The organism is Candidatus Planktophila dulcis (genome assembly GCF_002288225.1).
GTDB classification, from domain to species: Bacteria; Actinomycetota; Actinomycetes; order Nanopelagicales; family Nanopelagicaceae; genus Planktophila; species Planktophila dulcis.
This window is the reverse complement of record NZ_CP016777.1, coordinates 569416-588166: the sequence shown is the minus strand read 5'-3', so window position 1 is coordinate 588166 and position 18751 is coordinate 569416. Positions and strand designations below refer to the sequence as shown.

General features: G+C 47.9%; 14 protein-coding genes. 2 read left to right on the top strand and 12 right to left on the bottom strand.

Going from position 1 to position 18751, the window contains the following annotated elements:
• Positions 1-5 precede the first annotated feature (5 nt).
• From A1sIIA65_RS02970 to rpsA, 7 genes are all read right to left on the bottom strand, one after another.
• Positions 6-953, bottom strand: a complete 948-nt coding sequence (locus A1sIIA65_RS02970; RefSeq protein WP_095676105.1) for a gluconeogenesis factor YvcK family protein — start codon at positions 951-953, stop codon at positions 6-8.
• Complete coding sequence (gene rapZ / locus A1sIIA65_RS02965; protein ID WP_095676104.1) at positions 950-1816, bottom strand: RNase adapter RapZ; 867 nt, start codon at positions 1814-1816, stop codon at positions 950-952. Before rapZ ends, A1sIIA65_RS02970 begins: the two co-directional genes overlap by 4 nt.
• Positions 1817-1831: 15 nt before the next feature.
• Positions 1832-3751, bottom strand: coding sequence for an excinuclease ABC subunit UvrC (uvrC, locus tag A1sIIA65_RS02960; RefSeq protein ID WP_095676103.1), 1920 nt, complete (start codon positions 3749-3751; stop codon positions 1832-1834).
• Positions 3752-3753: 2 nt separating this feature from the next.
• Positions 3754-6645 (bottom strand): excinuclease ABC subunit UvrA, encoded by a 2892-nt coding sequence (uvrA, locus tag A1sIIA65_RS02955; RefSeq protein WP_095676102.1) that lies wholly within the window; start codon positions 6643-6645, stop codon positions 3754-3756.
• Positions 6642-8717 (bottom strand): excinuclease ABC subunit UvrB, encoded by a 2076-nt coding sequence (gene uvrB, locus A1sIIA65_RS02950; RefSeq protein WP_095676101.1) that lies wholly within the window; start codon positions 8715-8717, stop codon positions 6642-6644. The genes uvrA and uvrB overlap by 4 nt, the downstream gene beginning before the upstream one ends.
• Before the next feature lie 4 nt (positions 8718-8721).
• The gene (gene coaE, locus A1sIIA65_RS02945; protein WP_095676100.1) at positions 8722-9318 is read right to left on the bottom strand and encodes a dephospho-CoA kinase; all 597 of its coding nucleotides are present in this window, start codon (positions 9316-9318) and stop codon (positions 8722-8724) included.
• 100 nt (positions 9319-9418) lie between these two features.
• The gene (gene rpsA / locus A1sIIA65_RS02940) at positions 9419-10771 is read right to left on the bottom strand and encodes a 30S ribosomal protein S1 (protein WP_095676099.1); all 1353 of its coding nucleotides are present in this window, start codon (positions 10769-10771) and stop codon (positions 9419-9421) included.
• Between the two features lie 146 nt (positions 10772-10917).
• On the opposite strand from rpsA, the gene A1sIIA65_RS02935 reads away from it, so the two are divergent.
• A complete protein-coding gene (locus A1sIIA65_RS02935; RefSeq protein WP_095676098.1) occupies positions 10918-12144 on the top strand; it encodes an MFS transporter in 1227 nt (408 codons plus the stop codon).
• On the opposite strand, the gene polA is transcribed toward A1sIIA65_RS02935, so the two are convergent.
• Positions 12141-14759, bottom strand: a complete 2619-nt coding sequence (gene polA / locus A1sIIA65_RS02930) for a DNA polymerase I (RefSeq protein ID WP_095676835.1) — start codon at positions 14757-14759, stop codon at positions 12141-12143. The two genes, A1sIIA65_RS02935 and polA, sit on opposite strands and share 4 nt — an antisense overlap.
• A 22-nt stretch (positions 14760-14781) precedes the next feature.
• On the opposite strand from polA, the gene A1sIIA65_RS02925 reads away from it, so the two are divergent.
• Positions 14782-15192 carry a PaaI family thioesterase gene (locus tag A1sIIA65_RS02925; RefSeq protein WP_095676836.1) on the top strand — a complete coding sequence of 137 codons (411 nt, stop codon included), beginning with the start codon at positions 14782-14784 and terminating at the stop codon, positions 15190-15192.
• A gap of 7 nt (positions 15193-15199) precedes the next feature.
• On the opposite strand, the gene A1sIIA65_RS02920 is transcribed toward A1sIIA65_RS02925, so the two are convergent.
• From A1sIIA65_RS02920 to A1sIIA65_RS02905, 4 genes are read right to left on the bottom strand one after another with little or no spacing between them, the layout of a single operon-like run.
• Complete coding sequence (locus A1sIIA65_RS02920) at positions 15200-15919, bottom strand: ABC transporter ATP-binding protein (RefSeq protein WP_095676097.1); 720 nt, start codon at positions 15917-15919, stop codon at positions 15200-15202.
• Positions 15909-16685 (bottom strand): ABC transporter ATP-binding protein, encoded by a 777-nt coding sequence (locus A1sIIA65_RS02915; RefSeq protein ID WP_095676096.1) that lies wholly within the window; start codon positions 16683-16685, stop codon positions 15909-15911. Before A1sIIA65_RS02915 ends, A1sIIA65_RS02920 begins: the two co-directional genes overlap by 11 nt.
• The gene (locus A1sIIA65_RS02910; RefSeq protein ID WP_223298556.1) at positions 16685-17731 is read right to left on the bottom strand and encodes a branched-chain amino acid ABC transporter permease; all 1047 of its coding nucleotides are present in this window, start codon (positions 17729-17731) and stop codon (positions 16685-16687) included. The genes A1sIIA65_RS02915 and A1sIIA65_RS02910 overlap by 1 nt, the downstream gene beginning before the upstream one ends.
• On the bottom strand, positions 17728-18681 hold the full coding sequence (locus tag A1sIIA65_RS02905; protein WP_095676094.1) for a branched-chain amino acid ABC transporter permease: 954 nt from the start codon (positions 18679-18681) through the stop codon (positions 17728-17730). The genes A1sIIA65_RS02910 and A1sIIA65_RS02905 overlap by 4 nt, the downstream gene beginning before the upstream one ends.
• Positions 18682-18751 lie beyond the last annotated feature (70 nt).

Below are 18751 nucleotides of genomic sequence, written 5' to 3'. Positions count from 1 at the left end.
GGGGGTTATCCAACCAGTATTTGTGAGTCTATGTGTGAGAAAAGCTGACCCAATTTTTTCACATCATGATGCAATGGCGAGCCTGCACTGCGTAAATCGGCAATAACCAACTCTGAACCCAGGGTTGAAAGATGCTCTCGCAATTCACGTTCTCCATCAGATGAATGATCGATAACAACACAATCAAAATGCAGGCCAGGGGCATAGGTCGAAAGAATCTGGAGATGTTCTAGCGGTGAATAGCCCGCATACTCCCCCGCCGATTTATCTGCTGTATCAAGATTGAGCAGAAGTATCTTCTTTGCCTTGGATGCAACAATCGCATCTCTTTGTGATGGAACCAACAAGTGCGGAATCACACTGGAGAACCAAGAACCTGGCCCCATCGTTATCCATTGCGCATCTGCAATGGCAGCAAGTGCCTCAGGATATGCATGAGGATTTTCAGGAATGATACGAAGAGTTTTCAAGCGACCTTTTGTTGTTGCTACTTCGGCCTGTCCTCGAACAATCTTCGTTCCTATCGAATTCTCAAAGGTGGCTTCAATATCCAGCGGCTGCGATGACATAGGAAGTACTCGACCAATAACTTTCAGCAGGGCGCCCACGCGATCAAGTCCCGCAACAGTGTCTTCATCTCTATCCCACAGCGCTGCAAGCAGTAGGTTTCCAACTGCATGGCCATTGAGATCGCCTTCACTTGTGAAGCGATACTGCATGATTTCAGCCCAACTACGTCCCCACTCATCATCGCTACACAGGGCTGCCAGTGCCATCCGTAAATCACCAGGAGGCAAGATTGGAAATTCTTGTCGCAGTCTTCCACTTGAGCCACCGTTATCAGCAACAGTAACTATCGCTGTGATATTTGAAGTCAAGCTTCGCAGAGCAGTAAGGGTTGCAGCCAAACCGTGGCCACCACCGAGTGCTACAACTTTTCTATCAGAACTCATTCCCGTCCTACATCACGATGGGTTGCATGTGCTGTGATTTCAAGATCTTTCGATGAGGTACTCAACTGGCGAGCAATCTCCTCAGCAATCGCAACTGACCTATGTTTGCCACCTGTGCAGCCAATTGCAATCGTGACATACTTCTTGCCTTCACGGAAATATCCAGGAATCATCTTATGAACAACAGAGACATAACTCTTCACAAAATCTTCCACACCTTCACTGCCTAAGACTTTCTCTGAGACAGGTTTATCGAGACCGTTCATAGGACGTAGCTCTGGAATCCAATGTGGGTTAGGAATGAAGCGACAATCTAGAACAAGGTCAGCATCTACGGGGATTCCATATTTATATCCAAAGGAGAGAACATTCACGCGAAGTGAGGGCAGCATTCCTGCTGCGAAAATCTCTGAAGTTCTCTTCTCAAGTTGGTGCACATTCAGATTAGATGTATCAATCACAACATCTGCCTGAGCACGAATCTCCTCCAGCTTTGCACGTTCTCTTTCTATGCCATCAACAATGCGATCTTTGCCCTGCAATGGGTGAGGGCGACGAGTGGATTCAAAACGCTGCACCAGTGATTGATCTGTCGCATCGAGAAAGAGCAAGCGGTATGGAGTTGCCGCACCTTTAAGTTGAGAGAGTGCGTTGTTGAGTTCATCAAAGAACTTGCCTCCGCGAACATCGACCACAACGGCAAGTGCTGCATGAGTATCCAAGCTCTGTTCGGCAAGTTGTGGCAGAAGGGCTGGAGGAAGATTGTCGACTACATACCAACCCAAATCTTCAAGTGCATGGGCAACCGTAGAACGCCCAGCACCAGACATTCCGGTGAGTATGAGTAACTCTTGTGTTGCCATAGTCAATATTCTGCCTTAGCTGTCAAGTATCTCGCCGGTAGCCATATCAACGCCTGATTGTGAAAGGTTTTGAAGATGGCCAAAGATGATTGCTGCAATTGTTGCTCCAATGCCTGGAGTCGAGGCAAGTTCTTCTGCACTGGCCTTACGCATTGCTGTCACGGAGCCAAATCGATCGAGTAGCGCTGCGCGCCGCGTTTCACCCAACTGTGGGATTTCATCAAGGAGAGATTCCAGCATCACCTTGGAGCGACGCGATCTATGGAATGTAATTGCAAATCGATGCGCTTCATCGCGGATGCGCTGCAATAAATACATTCCTTCTGATGTGCGAGGCAAGATCAGTGGATCCTTATCCCCCGGCATCCAGACCTCTTCTAATCGCTTAGCTAAGCCGCAGAGCGCAACATCAGTAATCCCAAGTTCATCCAGCGCACGTTGGGCAGCAGCAACTTGTGGAGCACCACCATCGACCACAATAAGTTGAGGAGGGTACGCAAACTTACTGAGCTTGCCACCGGTTTCAGCCACTTCACTTTGGTTCACTGTGCGATCGGCCAGAAGGCGCTTCATCCGACGAGTAATGACTTGATGCATAGCACGCGTGTCATCTTGCGCTGTATCTGTATCAATGATGAATCTGCGATATTCACTCTTCTTCGCAAGACCATCTTCAAAGACGACCATAGAGGCCACAACCGATGTGCCCGAGATATTGGAGATGTCATAACATTCAATGCGAAGCGGAGTACGTGAGAGCTGTAGCTCCTCCTCAAGCTCCAACAGAGCCTTTCCGGAGACCGCGGCATCGGTGGCTCGCTTACTCAAATATTGAACGAGTGCGTAATGTGCATTGCGTTCCACGGTCTGCAGAAGTTCAACTTTCTCACCGCGCTGTGGAACTTTGATAGAAACTTTTGATCCACGTAGGGAGGTAAGCCACTCCTCCAGCGCCACTCGATCTACTGGTTCGTGATTAACAAAGACCTCTGACGGAATATCTGCCGGAGCACTCTGGCTATAGATAGAAAAGAAGAGGGAACCAATCTGATCATCGCCTTCAAGAGCTCGTTCTTGGTCAACAATCCATGAGCGAGATCCCTTAATCGATCCACGGCGAACAATGAAGATGGAACCGGCTGCATGCAAACCCTCTTCATGCAGTGAGATGAAATCACCATCGAGCTCATCTGAGAGATTTCCTTGGGTGGAGCGCTGAGCTTTTTCAAATGATTCAATCTGATCGCGAAGTCTGGCAGCTCGCTCAAACTCTTCACGTTCAGATGCTCCTTCCATCTCAGCGCGCAAGGTAGGAAGAAGATTCTCCATACCTTTCTCCATAAATGCATCGAGCTTTACTGCAATCTCGCGATGCTCATCAGGGGTTACCCAACCAACACAGGGTGCTGCGCACTTTCCAATATCACCCAATAAACATTGACGCTTGGTGCGTTGAGCCCGCTGGAAATTACCAGCACTACAGGATCGGACAGGAAAGACTTTCAAGAGAACTTCATAGGTATTACGTAGCGCCCACGCATTTGTATAGGGACCAAAATACTTAAGTCCTGGTCTCTTCTCTTTACGGGTAATGAAGATTCGAGGGAATTCATCTGCCATAGAGATGGCAAGGTATGGATACGACTTATCGTCCTTAAATTGCACGTTATATGTTGGGTGATACTGCTTAATCCATGAGAATTCCAGCGCTAGCGCCTCTAACTCTGTTCCAACAATTGTCCAATCAACGCGAACAGCCTCATGCACCATGCGATAGGTCTTCTGTGCAAGATTGGAACCGAAGTAAGTTGTCAGACGATTCTTAAGATTCTTCGCCTTGCCCACATAAATAACTTTGTCGCTACCGTTATAGAAGCGATATACCCCAGGCTCTTCCGGTATCTCTTTTGGACGATATGAGGATGGCTCTGCCATGGCTACTTCTTTTGTGCAGTTTTACGTGGGGCAGTCTTTGTGGCAGTTGCTGCACGATTAGTCGCAAGAATCTCAGCTAAGTACTGACCCGTATAACTTGCCTTCACCTTTGCTACCTCTTCGGGAGTTCCCTCGGCAACAACTAATCCCCCGCGGAATCCACCTTCAGGACCCATATCGATGACCCAGTCAGATGACTTAATGACATCGAGATTATGCTCAATCACGATCACTGTATTTCCTGATTCCACTAGGCGCTTGAGAACACCCAAAAGTTTATTCACATCTTCAAAGTGCAGACCAGTAGTTGGTTCATCTAGAACATAGATCGTGCGGCCAGTTGATCGACGCTGAAGTTCGGTAGCAAGCTTCACGCGCTGTGCTTCTCCACCTGACAGAGTGGGTGCTGACTGACCCAAGCGCACATACCCAAGCCCCACATCGCAGAGAGTCTTCAGGTAACGAGCAATCGTTGGCACTGACTCAAAGAATGTATGAGCAATTTCGATAGGCATATCGAGAACTTGAGCAATCGTCTTGCCCTTGTAGTGAACTTCTAAAGTCTCGCGGTTATAGCGAGCACCGTGACACACTTCGCAAGGAACATAGACATCAGGCAGGAAGTTCATCTCAATCGTGATAGTTCCATCGCCTGAACAATTCTCGCAGCGTCCGCCCTTCACATTGAATGAGAAGCGCCCTTGCTGGTAACCACGAACCTTTGCCTCCGTTGTCTCAGCAAAGAGCGCACGGACTTTATCGAATACACCCGTATAAGTAGCAGGGTTAGAACGTGGTGTGCGACCAATCGGTGATTGATCCACATGCACAACTTTGTCGAGTTGATCGATACCCGTCACAGTTCTGTGGCGACCCGGCACCAAACGCGCACCGTTGAGTTTGTTGGCAAGAGTTGTATAGAGAATGTCATTAACTAGTGTTGATTTACCAGAGCCTGAAACTCCTGTGACTGAGACAAAGAGACCGAGTGGAATTGATACTTCAATATCTTTGAGGTTATTCTCTTTGGCACCTTTAATGACAAGTTGGCGTTTGAGATCAATTGGTCTGCGCGTCTTTGGAATCTCAATTGATTTACGTCCTGATAAGTAGGCACCTGTAATAGATTCCTTTGATGCAATAAGTTCTTCATAGGAACCTGAGACAACAACTTTGCCACCGTGTTCGCCAGCCCCTGGCCCAATATCGACCACCCAATCAGCTGTGCGAATCGTCTCCTCATCATGCTCAACAACAATGAGGGTGTTTCCAAGATCGCGTAGACGAGTCAGAGTCTCAATCAAACGACGATTATCACGCTGATGCAGACCAATGGAAGGCTCATCCAAGACATAGAGAACACCGACTAACCCTGAACCAATCTGAGTGGCAAGACGAATACGTTGTGCTTCACCACCTGAAAGCGTTGCTGCAGGGCGATCAAGTGAAAGGTAATCAAGACCGACATCAAGAAGGAAGCCAAGACGAGCATGAACTTCCTTCATGACACGCTCTGCAATCTGCGCCTCACGCTTATTCAAAGTTACTTGCTTCAAGAAAGTTGCACAATCATCAATAGAGAGAGCGCACACCTCAGCAATGCTCTTACCACCGAGAGTTACAGCCAATACTTCAGGCTTGAGTCTTGCTCCCTTACATGCAGGACATGGTGTCTCACGCATATATGCCTCGTACTTATCACGGCTGTAATCGCTATCAGTCTCACTATGGCGGCGATGGATAAAGGGAACTACGCCTTCAAAGCCTGTGGAGTAATTACGCACTCGGCCATAACGGTTCTTGTATTTAACGTGAACTTCATAATCAAAGCCATTGATGATCGCTTCCTTGGCTTTAACCGAAAGCTTCTTCCATGGGTTATCCATCGAGAATTTCAGTTCAGTTGCTAACGCTTCAAGCAGACGCAGGAAGTATTCAGAGGATTGTGCCCCAGTCCATGGCGCAATGGCGCCTTCATTAATGGAGATGGAGTCATCAGGGATGATCAGATCTTCATCAACTTCTAACTTCGTTCCAATTCCTGAACATTCAACACATGCACCAAAGGGTGAGTTAAATGAGAATGAACGTGGTTCGAGCTCTTCAAAGGAGAGATTGCAATCGTGGCATGCAAGGTGCTCGCTATATGTATGCTCCTTCTCGCCGGTTTTGGCATCAACAAAGTCCAGAAGAACAAGACCATTACCTAGACGCAGAGCAGTCTCAATCGAATCTGTAAGACGTGACTTACTCTCAGCCTTTGCAGTCAGACGATCAATGACCACTTCAATGGTGTGCTTCTCTTGTTTTTTGAGCTTTGGTGGTTCAGTCAGTTGAATTGTTTCCCCATCAACTCGAGCCCGGGAATAGCCCTGTGTGACTAGCTCTGCAAAGAGATCGACAAATTCACCCTTGCGTTCGCGAATAACGGGAGCAAGAATTTGAAACTTCGTTGTGGCAGGCATCGTGAGAATTTGATCAACAATCTGTTGCGGGCTCTGGCGAGAGACTGCCTTGCCGCACTCGGGACAATGTGGTCGCCCTGCGCGAGCAAAGAGCAGACGGAAATAGTCATAGACCTCAGTAATGGTTCCCACCGTTGAACGCGGGTTTCGGTTGGTAGATTTCTGATCGATGGAGACTGCAGGTGAGAGTCCTTCAATGAAATCAACATCAGGCTTATCCATCTGCCCCAAGAATTGACGTGCATAGGCAGAAAGGGACTCCACATAGCGGCGCTGGCCTTCAGCAAAGATGGTGTCGAATGCAAGGCTTGATTTACCTGAACCAGAAAGACCAGTAAAGACAATCAGCGCATCGCGAGGAAGTTCAATTGAGACATCTTTAAGATTATGTTCGCGTGCTCCACGAACTACTAACTTATCGATGCTCATGTACCGGCCTCATCCATTCCGCGAAGTTCGCGCTTTAAATCCTTCAACTCATCTCGCAGTCGTCCAGCGAGTTCAAAAGCGAGTTCATCAGCTGCACTGCGCATCTGTTCGGTGAGGGAGCCTATCAACGCAATCAGTTCTTGGCGCGGCATAGAATCCGTGGATTTAGAAGCAAAGGGCAGAGCAGAGCCAGATTTCTTGCCCTTCAGTGTTGCCATGATGTCATCAGTGTCATCGCTCTCTTGAGCGATGAGATCTGTAATATCTGAAATCTTCTTTCGAAGAGGCTGAGGGTCCACGCCACGTTCGAGGTTATATGCCACCTGCTTAGCACGACGTCGATTGGTCTCATCAATCGCCTTCGCCATCGACGCAGTCATATTGTCTGCATACATATGAACTTCACCGGAAACATTTCGTGCAGCACGGCCAATAGTCTGAATGAGTGATGTAGCAGAACGAAGGAAGCCCTCTTTATCAGCATCGAGAATTGCAACGAGAGAAACTTCAGGAAGATCCAAACCTTCACGAAGCAAGTTGATACCAATTAAGACATCGTATTCACCGCTGCGAAGCTCGCGCAGAAGTTCAACGCGACGCAATGTGTCGACCTCGGAGTGCAGATAGCGAACTCGCACACCCTTCTCTTGCAGGTAATCAGTTAGATCCTCTGACATCTTCTTCGTCAGCGTTGTCACAAGTACTCGCTCATTACGTTCTGCTCGAATATTGATTTCATGTAGGAGATCATCAATCTGGCCCTTAATTGGCTTCACAACTATCTGAGGATCAACAAGGCCTGTTGGGCGGATGACCTGCTCCACCACATCTCCATCTACCTTTGCCATCTCATACTTACCTGGTGTTGCCGAAAGATAAATAGTCTGGCCAGTTCGGTCCAAGAACTCTGGCCATCTCAGCGGGCGGTTATCAAGTGCACTCGGTAGACGGAATCCATGTTCCACCAGTGTGCGCTTACGGGATGCATCGCCTTCATACATCGCACCAATTTGAGGCACAGTAACATGGCTTTCATCGATGACAACAAGGAAATCTTCTGGGAAGTAATCAAGCAGACAGTTCGGTGCAGAACCGGGTTCGCGACCATCAAGATGGCGTGAGTAGTTCTCAATACCTGAACAGAACCCCAGTTGCTGCATCATCTCTAAATCAAAGGTCGTGCGCATACGCAGGCGCTGTTCTTCCAGCAGCTTTCCCTGCTTCTTAAAGAGGTTGAGCTGAATCTGCAACTCATCTTCAATCTCGCCCATTGCCCTCTTCATCGTCTCAGGACCTGCTGCATAGTGGGTAGCTGGGAAGATGTAGATCTCTTCCTCATCACGGACAATTTCACCTGTGAGTGGATTGAGTGTCATGATCTTCTCAATCTCATCACCAAACATCTCAATGCGCACAGCCAACTCTTCATACATAGGGATGATTTCAACGGTATCCCCACGCACGCGGAATGTGCCCCGCTCAAAGGCCATATCGTTACGTTTGTATTGAACATCAACAAACTTACGAAGCAGAACATTGCGTTCAATTTCATCGCCTACTTTCAGACGAATCATCCGATCGATGTACTCCTGTGGTGTGCCAAGGCCGTAAATACATGACACGGTTGCCACAACAATCACATCCCGCCGCGTGAGAAGTGAGTTAGTTGCTGAGTGGCGCAAACGCTCAACCTCATCATTAACACTGGAATCCTTCTCAATAAATGTATCTGTCTGAGGAACGTATGCCTCAGGTTGGTAGTAGTCGTAGTAAGAAACGAAATACTCGACAGCATTATTGGGAAGTAGCTCTCGAAATTCATTGGCAAGCTGAGCCGCAAGTGTCTTATTCGGAGCAAGGACCAAGGTGGGACGTTGAAGCCGTTCTATCAACCAAGCAGTCGTTGCAGACTTTCCAGTTCCTGTGGCGCCTAGAAGTACCACATCTTGCTCACCTGCATTGATACGGCGGGTAATCTCTTCAATCGCAGCAGGTTGATCTCCTGCTGGAACATAATCACTAATGACCTGAAAAGGTGCGACCTTTCGCTGAAGATCGGTTACCGGGCGCACCTGGTTAGCCTAGCGATTGCGGTAGAAGAACGCTCTCCCAGAGATTTTCCACCTGACGCAGCAGGGAATCCTCATCGCCATCGTTGCGGATAACGGCATCAGCGATAGCCGTGCGGGCCTCTTCACTTGCCTGAGAAGCCATGCGCTTTTCAATTTGTGAGATGTAGAGCCCCTTCTTTAGAAGACGCGCCTTACGCAGTTCGATATCGGATTCAACCGTGACAACATAATCAAATTTCTCAGCAGCCCCTGTCTCAACAAGGAGCGGAATCTCATAAATCAAAATGTCATCAAGTTCTAGATCTGCAACTGCTTGGGCAAAAAGTGCCTGCACGCGTGGATGGATAATTGCTTCAAGATCTTTTCGGGCTTTCTCATCACTAAAGACAATCTCAGCGAGCTTCTTCCGGTCGATATCTCCATTGAGGATGACTTCATCTCCGAAGCGAAGTAATACATCGGCAAATCCATCTGTGCCACGCTCGATAGCCATACGTGCTAACTGATCTGCATCAATAACAAGTGCGCCAAGTTCTGCAAAGTTCTGCGCAACGGTTGATTTACCCGAACCAATTCCACCTGTGAGCGCTACAACCAACATGTCTTAACTCTACCTTTGCGGTAATTAAAAAGGGACCCATGCGGGGTGTGCGAGTGAAATATCAGCTCGCGACCCGAATGAGTCCCTCTTTAGTAATTACTTATTCAGCTACAACAGCTTCTTCTGCTACAACGGCAGCTTCTTCAGCGACCTTTGCTTCAGCCTTCTGCTTCTTGTGAGCCATGAAGCGCTCCTGAGCAACCGCGTATTGACGCTCCCACTCTTCGCGCTGTGTGTCATATCCCGGCTTCCATTCCTGAGTATCAGGATCGAAACCTTCTGGATAGATGAAGTTTCCTTCAGCATCGTAACGAGCAGACATTCCGTACTGTGTTGGATCGAATGCTTCGATCTCGACTTCATGTCCTTCATTAGCCTGCTTCAATGAGAGTGAGATGCGGCGACGCTCAAGATCGATATCGATGATCTTGACGAAGAGCTCGTCATCTACTGCAACAACCTGCTCTGGGATCTCAACGTGGCGTTCTGCCAACTCTGAGATGTGAACAAGTCCTTCAATTCCTTCGTGAACACGAATGAATGCACCGAATGGAACAAGCTTTGTTACGACACCTGGCACAACAGTGTTAATTGTGTGAGTGCGAGCAAATGCCTGCCATGGATCTTCCTGTGTTGCCTTGAGTGAGAGTGAGACACGCTCGCGCTCGAAATCGACTTCGAGAACCTCAACAGTTACTTCATCGCCAACTTCAACAACTTCACCTGGGTGATCGATGTGCTTCCATGAAAGCTCTGAAACGTGAACAAGACCATCAACGCCACCAAGGTCAACGAATGCACCGAAGTTAACGATTGATGAGACAACGCCTGAACGAACCTGACCCTTTTGGAGCTGGTTCAAGAATTCAGTGCGTGACTGAGACTGTGTCTGCTCAAGGAATGCGCGACGTGAAAGCACAACGTTGTTGCGATTCTTATCGAGCTCGATGATGCGAGCCTCAACCTGCTTACCGATGTAAGGAGTGAGGTCACGAACGCGACGCATTTCAACGAGGGATGCTGGCAAGAAGCCGCGCAATCCGATGTCGACGATAAGTCCGCCCTTAACAACTTCAATAACTGTTCCGATGACAACTTCATCGCGTTCTTTCTTGCCTTCGATCTCGCCCCATGCACGCTCATACTGAGCACGCTTCTTAGAGAGAATTAGGCGTCCTTCTTTATCTTCCTTCTGAAGAACAAGCGCTTCAACTTTATCTCCAACCTTAACGATGTCATTTGGATCTGCATCGTGGCGGATAGAGAGTTCGCGTGATGGAATTACGCCTTCAGTCTTGTATCCGACGTCTAGGAGTACTTCTTCGCGATCAATTTGAACGACTGTGCCAATGACGAGGTCTCCGTCACTGAAATTTCTGATTGTTCCTTCAATTGCGGCTAGAAAATCTTCCGCTGATCCAATGTCATTTATTGCAATTTGTGTAGTCAAGATGCTCCGTGGGGATAGAAAGTAGTAGGGATAGGACTATGAAATTTTTCCCGCTTCAGGTGAATCGGGAGGCTAAGAGTATTGGTGGGGGTGATTTACAGGCAAATCCCCGCATAGAAATGAAGGACTGCACATAGGATTGCGGTGCAATGAAGCGCTATATGGAGTTATTCCGTTTTCCCAATGTATGGGGCCTTCTTCTTGCCTGCTTCCCAGCTCGCGTTGCATACGGAATGGTGGGATTATCGATCTTCTTTAAAGCAGAGCAGACAACTGGTTCTATCGCCTTTGCCGGTTTTGCAATCGGACTCAATGCAGCAGCGGGTTCCCTTACTGCCGGTATCCGTGGCTCCATTATGGATAAGTACGGTCAAACGTGGCCGCTTCGAATCATGGTTCCAGCATATGCAGGTATGGCATTTGCACTCAATGCAATTGAATCAAAACCATTGATGTTGATCTTTGCATTTGTCATGGGGCTAAGCGCTCCCCCAATTAACTTATCCGTACGCCCTCTTTGGAAGATTATCGTTCCTGATAATTATCTGCGCACCGCCTATGCGATGGATACCGCAGTCATGAGTACTGCAGGTGTAGTTGGTCCAGTTATCGCGACATCTCTCGCTCTCTCATCTCGCCCATCTCTGCCGCTGAATATTTGTGGTGGGCTCATGCTCTTAGGTGGCGGAGCACTTGCGCTCACAAAAGTTTCACGGAGCTGGATCCCAGAGAAGAAATCTGCAGATGACCAACCACTCTGGCGCCATAAGCCTCTCCAACTTCTGATGATTGAAGGATGTTTCCTTGGATTTGGTTGGGGCGTCTTTGATGTGGCAGTACCTGCATTTACAACAATTGAAAAAGTCCCCTATATGACTGCGTGGATATTTACCGCGATGGGCCTTGCAAACATTATTGGAGGATTACTTGCAGGGCTCGTCTCTAAGCGAACATCCTCACTTCGTGCAATGCGCAGAACATATGGCGTCTGGTTCTTTGCATCAATTCCTATGGTGCTCACCCATCCAGGTTGGACCATGGTTATAGCCGCTGCACTACTAGGACTTCTCGGTGGAGCAATCATGGTCTTCTATTGGGAAGTCATGGAGGCGATCCGACCTCAAGGTTCTCCAACCGCGATGATGGGTTGGCTCTGGACCGTTGAAGGAACGTTGATGTCTATTGGTTCAGCATTTGGAGGAGTTATCTCAGAAAAACTCTCTCCGACTATCGCACTCTCGATCACAACAGCATGTATCGGTATCGGATACATAATTCTCGCACTAGGCAAAGCTCGGCTTATCGCAGCAGATCGAATTCCAACAGATGAAGAAGATCTCGCAGCGATGAAAGATAACTCCCCCACAACGACTTAGTGAGCAGCTTCGTTCCAACTCTTTCCAATACCCACTGAGACATCTAGTGGTGCACGAAGCGGATATGCCTTACCCATCTGCTCGCGGACAAGTTCTGAGACTGCATCAATTTCTGCAGTTTTAACTTCCAAAATAAGTTCATCGTGAACCTGCAATAACAAGCGCGACTCATACTTACCGGCAACCAGTGCTCCCTGCACATTAAGCATCGCTTGCTTGATGATGTCTGCAGCAGATCCTTGGATTGGAGCGTTGAGTGCCATGCGCTCTGCAACCTCACGTCTCTGACGATTGTCATGCATGAGATCGGGAAGGTAGCGGCGGCGCCCCATAACAGTTTCTGTGTAACCAACTTTGCGTGCATCATCGACAACAGTTTTGAGGTAATCGCGAATGCCACCGAAGCGTTCGAAGTATCTATCCATCAAATCTTGTGCTGCAGGAGGGGTCAGATCAAGCTGCACAGCTAGTCCATAAGAACTCAGACCGTAAGCAAGCCCATAGGACATCGCCTTTATCTGACGACGCATCTCGGGGTCAACATCTGCAGCTTTCACACCAAAGACTTCTGCAGCAACTGTTGCATGAAGATCCTCCCCTGATTCAAATGCTTTCAGTAGATGTTCATCATGAGATAGGTGAGCCATGATGCGCATCTCAATCTGACTGTAATCTGCTGTCAGAAGTGCGTCATAGCCACTACCTGCAATGAAGCACCCACGAATTTTGCGCCCTTCTTCTGTGCGCACGGGAATGTTCTGCAAGTTAGGTCCCACAGATGACAAGCGCCCAGTTGCTGCAACTGTCTGTGCAAAGTGGGTGTGGATTCGCTTATCCTTTTGAATTTCAACGAGTAAGCCTTCAATAGTTGTCGCTAGCTTCTTTGTCTCACGAATACGAAGAAGGGCGGCAAGAACTGGGTGCGAAGTCTTCTCAAAGAGCCACGTAAGAGCATCAGCATCCGTGGTGTAACCGGTCTTAATCTTCTTCGTCTTGGGAAGACCAAGTTCATCAAAGAGAACAACTTGTAGCTGCTTAGGTGAGCCCACATTAAATTCATGTCCTGCTGCATCATGGGCAATCTTGGTCTCACGGGCTACTTCGCTATCAAAGAATATGGCAAGCGTTTCTAGGCCCTTCTTATCTACTGCGATTCCACGGTTCTCCATCAACGCCAATAAGTCAGCAATCGGGAGTTCGAGCTCGTGATAGAGCTTTGTTAATCCACGATCGTTAAGTTCCTTAGATAATGAATCTCGAAGTCCAAAGAGTGCACATGCTGTTGTGAGCAGTATTTGTTCAGGTGAAGACTCATCTATCTGACTGCCATCGCCCCAACGCTCCAACAGATCTTTGACCTCCTGTGAACGAACTCCAGGATTTACAAGGTATGCGGCAAGAGATGTATCGAAGACAACTCCTGTGAGTCCATTATCGCGAGCCACAGACTTTGCATCGTGGGCTATCTTTTCAACCGCTGGATTTGTCGCCCACTCCCCCATCTCTGATGAGTGAACTAAAAATGCTGTCTTCTTATCCAGTGCAATGGCATAACGATGCAGTCGATCATCGACTAGTTCATATGCAATCGAGATTGCACCTTGCTGCCCACCAATCTTGGCGCTCACCTCATCTGATGTAAGAACAGATGAGTCAATCTCTGAACCAAAGAGAGAGAATTCAGGCTCTGATGATTTAGCTTCCTCCTTCGCAGGCGTCTGCGCACCTGCTGCAGAGATAACTTTCAATCGATCTTTCAGTGTGCGAAATTCAAGTTGTTCAAAGAGTGAGGTGAGATCAGATTCTGCAACACCGCTCCAAGCAAGAGCATCAATGGTGAAATCCATCGGTGCATCATGGATGAGCTGGGTAAGTTCGCGATTGCGCTTTACATTATCGATATTGGCGCGAAGTGATTCTCCAACTTTTCCGCCCACCTTCTCGGCTTGTGCAAGAAGCTCACCCAGTGAGCCATATTCAATAACCCATTTTGATGCAGTCTTCTCTCCAACCCCTGGGATTGATGGCAAGTTATCACTGGGATCTCCTCGAAGAGCTGCAAAATCTGGATATTGCTCAGGCGACATTCCATACTTTTCTTGCACGGCATCCGGTGTCATACGCGCCATCTCAGAGACACCACGCTTGGGATAGAGAACTGTCGTCTGCTTCGTAACTAGCTGAAAGCTATCCCGATCACCAGTACAGATGAGAACCTCTGCACCCTCTTTCTCTGCACGCTTTGTAATCGTTGCGATGATGTCATCTGCTTCAAAGCCTTCTATTTTAAATTGGCTGATTCCAAAACCTTTCACCAACTCATGTAGATAGGACATCTGTGAACGAAATTCATCGGGGGTCTTGGCACGATTGGCCTTATATTCAGGAAAGATTTCAGTACGGAAGGTCTTGCGCGAGACATCAAATGCCACAGCGACATGAGTCGGCTTCTCATCCTTTAATAGGGAAATCAGCATCGTTGCAAAGCCATAGATGGCATTGGTGTGCTGGCCTTGCGCCGTTGTGAAGTTCTCGGCAGGAAGTGCGAAGAATGCTCGATAGGCCATGGAATGGCCATCGATAAGGAGCAATCTCTTCGTAGCCATGGCACTCATCATAGATATAAACTCTGCAACTATGAGTGAACCTGATTACTTAGCAATCATCAAAGAACGTGGACAAGGCGCTCTCGATATCAAGATGGGTATCGAAATGCTCGAAGTCTCACCGCAGCGTTTGGTGGCACGTATGCCTGTTGAGGGAAATACTCAACCCATAGGCATTCTCCACGGTGGAGCTAACGTTGTTCTCGCTGAATCACTAGGTTCTATCGGTACTCAATTACATGCCGGCCCTGACCGCAAAGTTGTGGGCGTAGATATCAACGCAACTCACCATAAATCAACATCGAGTGGATATGTGACAGCTGTTGCTACCCCAGTCTCACTTGGTCGCACACTCTGCGTCTATGAGATCGTAATAACAAACGAGGCAGGTCAGCGAACCTGTACTGCTCGCATAACCTGCCTCATTTTAAATAAGGATTAATCAGTAATTAATGAGCACCTGTTCCGAGGTATGCCTCGCGGACAGCTGGATCATTGAGTAGGTCAGAAGCTGCTGCTTCCTTTGTAACATTTCCTGTTTCCAGAATATAAGCACGGTCAGCACGTTGTAGAGCCTGCTGTGCATTCTGCTCAACCAGAAGAATGGTTACGCCCTGCTTATTGATCTCAGTGATGATGCGGAAGATATTTGCAATCATCTGAGGTGCAAGTCCCATAGAAGGCTCATCAAGGAGCAAGACCTTCGGACGAGCCATCAGTGCGCGACCCATTGCAAGCATCTGCTGCTCACCACCTGAAAGAGTTCCACCAGCTTGTGAAGTGCGCTCCTTCAAACGTGGGAACAAGGTATAGATGCGATCAAGATCTTCATCCATCTCCGCTTTACGATTCTTACGGTTGAACTTACCCATCTCAAGGTTTTCAAGAACTGTCATACCAGGGAAGATTCCGCGACCTTCAGGAACTTGTGAGATGCCTAGATCCACACGCTCATGTGCCGGAACTTTACTGATCTCTCCACCGTCAAAAGTAATGGATCCACTAGTGACATTGCGAAGGCCAGAGATAGTCTTCAAAATTGTTGTCTTACCCGCACCATTAGCACCGATAAGGGTCACAATTTCACCTTGGTTTACGACAACTGAAACACCTTTGATAGCTTCAATCTTGCCGTAGTGAACACGAAGATCTTTAATTTCAAGACGCATCTGCTGGCACTCCTAGGTAAGCCTCAATAACACGAGGGTCGTTTTGAACTACTGATGGAAGATCATCTGCAATCTTTGAACCAAAGTCGAGAACTGCAACGCGGTCAGAGATTCCCATGATGAGGGACATATCGTGCTCGATGAGAAGGACCGTGTATCCCCTATCGCGAATCTTCTTGATCAGGTTTGCTAGCTCAACCTTTTCAGCAGGGTTAAATCCTGCAGCCGGTTCATCAAGGAGCAATAACTCTGGCTCTGTTCCGAGTGCACGAGCAATCTCAAGGCGACGCTGATCTCCGTAGGGAAGATTTTTAGCAAGTTGATCAGCGCGGTGATCTATACCCATGAGCGACAAGAGCTCGTATGCGCGCTCTTTGCTCTCCTTCTCTTCACGACGGTTAAGTGGAGTGCCAATCAAAGCGCGTAAGAGTCCGGTCTTCTTATGGACATCGGTTGCTGTGATGACATTTTCGAGTGCGGTCATATCTCCAAAGAGACGGACGTTCTGGAAAGTACGAGCTAGGCCCGCTTTGGTAACTTGATGGCGCTTAAGACCAGAAAGGCTCTTGCCCTTAAACATCATTTCACCTGATGTGATTGGATAAACACCAGTAACAACGTTAAATACTGTTGTCTTTCCTGCACCATTAGGACCAATAAGAGCGCAGATTTCACCCTTATTGACATGGAAATTAACTTCATTCAGGGCTGTAACGCCACCGAATTTAATAGTTACATTCTTAAGTTCGAGAAGTTTCTCAGACATTACATAGACCTCTTCTCTGTAATCTTTTCACGTTTCTTTCGTGGAAGTAATCCATCTGGACGCAAGTTCATCATCAAGATAAGAACGAGTCCGAAGATCACTTGACGTGCATCAGAGATGAAGCGAATACGCTCTGGGAGGTAGGCAAGCATTGATGCTCCCAGCACGACTCCCCAGATATTTCCGATTCCCCCGAAGACTACGCAGGCAAGAATTAAGATTGAGACTTCAAACTTGAACATATCCGGTGAGATCACCATGACCTTAGATGCATAGAGAACTCCTGCTGCGCCACCGACTGCAGCGCCAATCACGAACGACCACAGTTTGTAGATCAAAGTGTTGACGCCCATGAGCGCTGCAACATCTTCATCCTGGCGAATCGCTTCCCACGCACGACCTGGGCGGCGCACCGTAAAGCGGCGAATCATCCAGATTACGAGCAAGATCATGACAAAAACCAACCAGAAGAAGTGTTCTGGGAACATGAGATTGAATTCGAAACCAAAGATTGTTGGAGGGTTTGGGATACCCGCGATTCCGTTAGGTCCACCTGTCACAGAGAGATTCAGTGCAACGATGCGAACGATCTCACCAAAACCTAGAGTGATGATTGCTAAATAATCGCCACGAAGTCGAAGTGCCGGAAGACCCAGAATCACACCTGAAATCATCGCGAAGATAATTCCGAATGGAAGAATCTCCCATGTATTCCACCCAAAAAGCGTGGAGAGAATTGCTTGTGCGTAGGCTCCGATGGCAAAGAAGGCAACATATCCAAGATCGAGAAGTCCCGACTTTCCCACCACGATATTGAGGCCAAGTGCCATGAGTACAAACATTCCAACTGGATAGACCAGAACGTTTTGGAATGAAGTAATCGGTGTATTGAGGAAGCTTGTAGGACCCCAATCTGCTGCAAATGGAATCAGACCCACGATGATTATCATCGCAACGACAAAGACAGTACGAACTGGACGGTTCCAGCCTGCCCAGATTTCTGCGCCTTTATCGCGAAGATTAAAGTTTCGAAGTGTATTCATCATGTCCTCGTCTGCTGTACTGCCTCACCAAAGAGGCCATTCGGTTTGAAGAGAAGGATAAGGACCAAGATAACGAAGACTGTTACTGCCTTCCACTGTGATCCGAGAATTGCTGAAGCGAACTGCTCCATCATTCCCAGTGCAAGACCACCGTAGAAAGCTCCACGAAGGTTACCGATTCCACCGAGAACTGCGGCAGTAAATGCTGCGATACCCATATTAAAGCCGACGTTAAAGACTGTGTTTTCATAGACGGTTGTATAGAGGAAAGCAGCCGCACCTGTGGTGAGACCACCGATAAGGAATGTCATAGAGATAACTCGGTTGATGTTAATTCCCATCAACTTCGCATTATCTTCTGACATCGATACTGCGCGAATAGCTTTACCAAGTCGTGATCGATTAACGAACTGATCAAGAGCTACGAAGATGATAATCGGGGAAACGATTGCAAGCATTGTGTCGATGCGGAAGTTTGCTCCTGCTATTTCTCCAAAAGACCACTTCTCGAGCAAGCGAGGGGCGGAAGCAGGACGAGACTTCGTGTACATGCGCATGCCTTCAAGAAGAAAGATTGATACGCCAATAGCTGAAATAAGTGAGGCGAGTCTATTTGCACCTCGAGCTCGGAGTCGTCGATATGCGACAAGCTCAACAAGCACGGCTAAGACTGCACAAGCAATCATGGAGCCGACGAGTGCAATGACGAGTGTGTAAACCAACTCGAAACCTTGCAGCGGTTTAGCGTTGATTGGATGGCCAAGGAATGTAATTTCCACCCAGAGAACAGCAAATGTTCCCAACATAAATACTTCTGAGTTTGCAAAGTTAATGAGTCTCAAAACTCCGTACACCATGGTGTATCCGAGTGCGACAAGTGAGTAAATCAGACCGAGGGCAAGTCCTTGAAGAACTAGGGACCAGAACTGGGTCGTTATGACTGAAAAGTTCATATCTACCGATCTTTGAAGGTACTAAGAGTGTTATGAGGAGTGGCCACCTCCGCAGTGTATTGCGAAGATG

What these genes read in the sequence shown, in the direction of transcription:
- A1sIIA65_RS02970 (WP_095676105.1), bottom strand. Translation starts at nt 953, where the DNA reads ATGAGTTCTGATAGAAAAGTTGTAGCACTCGGTGGTGGCCACGGTTTG.
- rapZ (WP_095676104.1), bottom strand. Translation starts at nt 1,816, where the DNA reads ATGGCAACACAAGAGTTACTCATACTCACCGGAATGTCTGGTGCTGGG.
- uvrC (WP_095676103.1), bottom strand. Translation starts at nt 3,751, where the DNA reads ATGGCAGAGCCATCCTCATATCGTCCAAAAGAGATACCGGAAGAGCCT.
- uvrA (WP_095676102.1), bottom strand. Translation starts at nt 6,645, where the DNA reads ATGAGCATCGATAAGTTAGTAGTTCGTGGAGCACGCGAACATAATCTT.
- coaE (WP_095676100.1), bottom strand. Translation starts at nt 9,318, where the DNA reads ATGTTGGTTGTAGCGCTCACAGGTGGAATTGGTTCGGGTAAATCAACC.
- A1sIIA65_RS02935 (WP_095676098.1), top strand. Translation starts at nt 10,918, where the DNA reads ATGAAGCGCTATATGGAGTTATTCCGTTTTCCCAATGTATGGGGCCTT.
- polA (WP_095676835.1), bottom strand. Translation starts at nt 14,759, where the DNA reads ATGAGTGCCATGGCTACGAAGAGATTGCTCCTTATCGATGGCCATTCC.
- A1sIIA65_RS02925 (WP_095676836.1), top strand. Translation starts at nt 14,782, where the DNA reads ATGAGTGAACCTGATTACTTAGCAATCATCAAAGAACGTGGACAAGGC.
- A1sIIA65_RS02920 (WP_095676097.1), bottom strand. Translation starts at nt 15,919, where the DNA reads ATGCGTCTTGAAATTAAAGATCTTCGTGTTCACTACGGCAAGATTGAA.
- A1sIIA65_RS02915 (WP_095676096.1), bottom strand. Translation starts at nt 16,685, where the DNA reads ATGTCTGAGAAACTTCTCGAACTTAAGAATGTAACTATTAAATTCGGT.
- A1sIIA65_RS02910 (WP_223298556.1), bottom strand. Translation starts at nt 17,731, where the DNA reads ATGATGAATACACTTCGAAACTTTAATCTTCGCGATAAAGGCGCAGAA.
- A1sIIA65_RS02905 (WP_095676094.1), bottom strand. Translation starts at nt 18,681, where the DNA reads ATGAACTTTTCAGTCATAACGACCCAGTTCTGGTCCCTAGTTCTTCAA.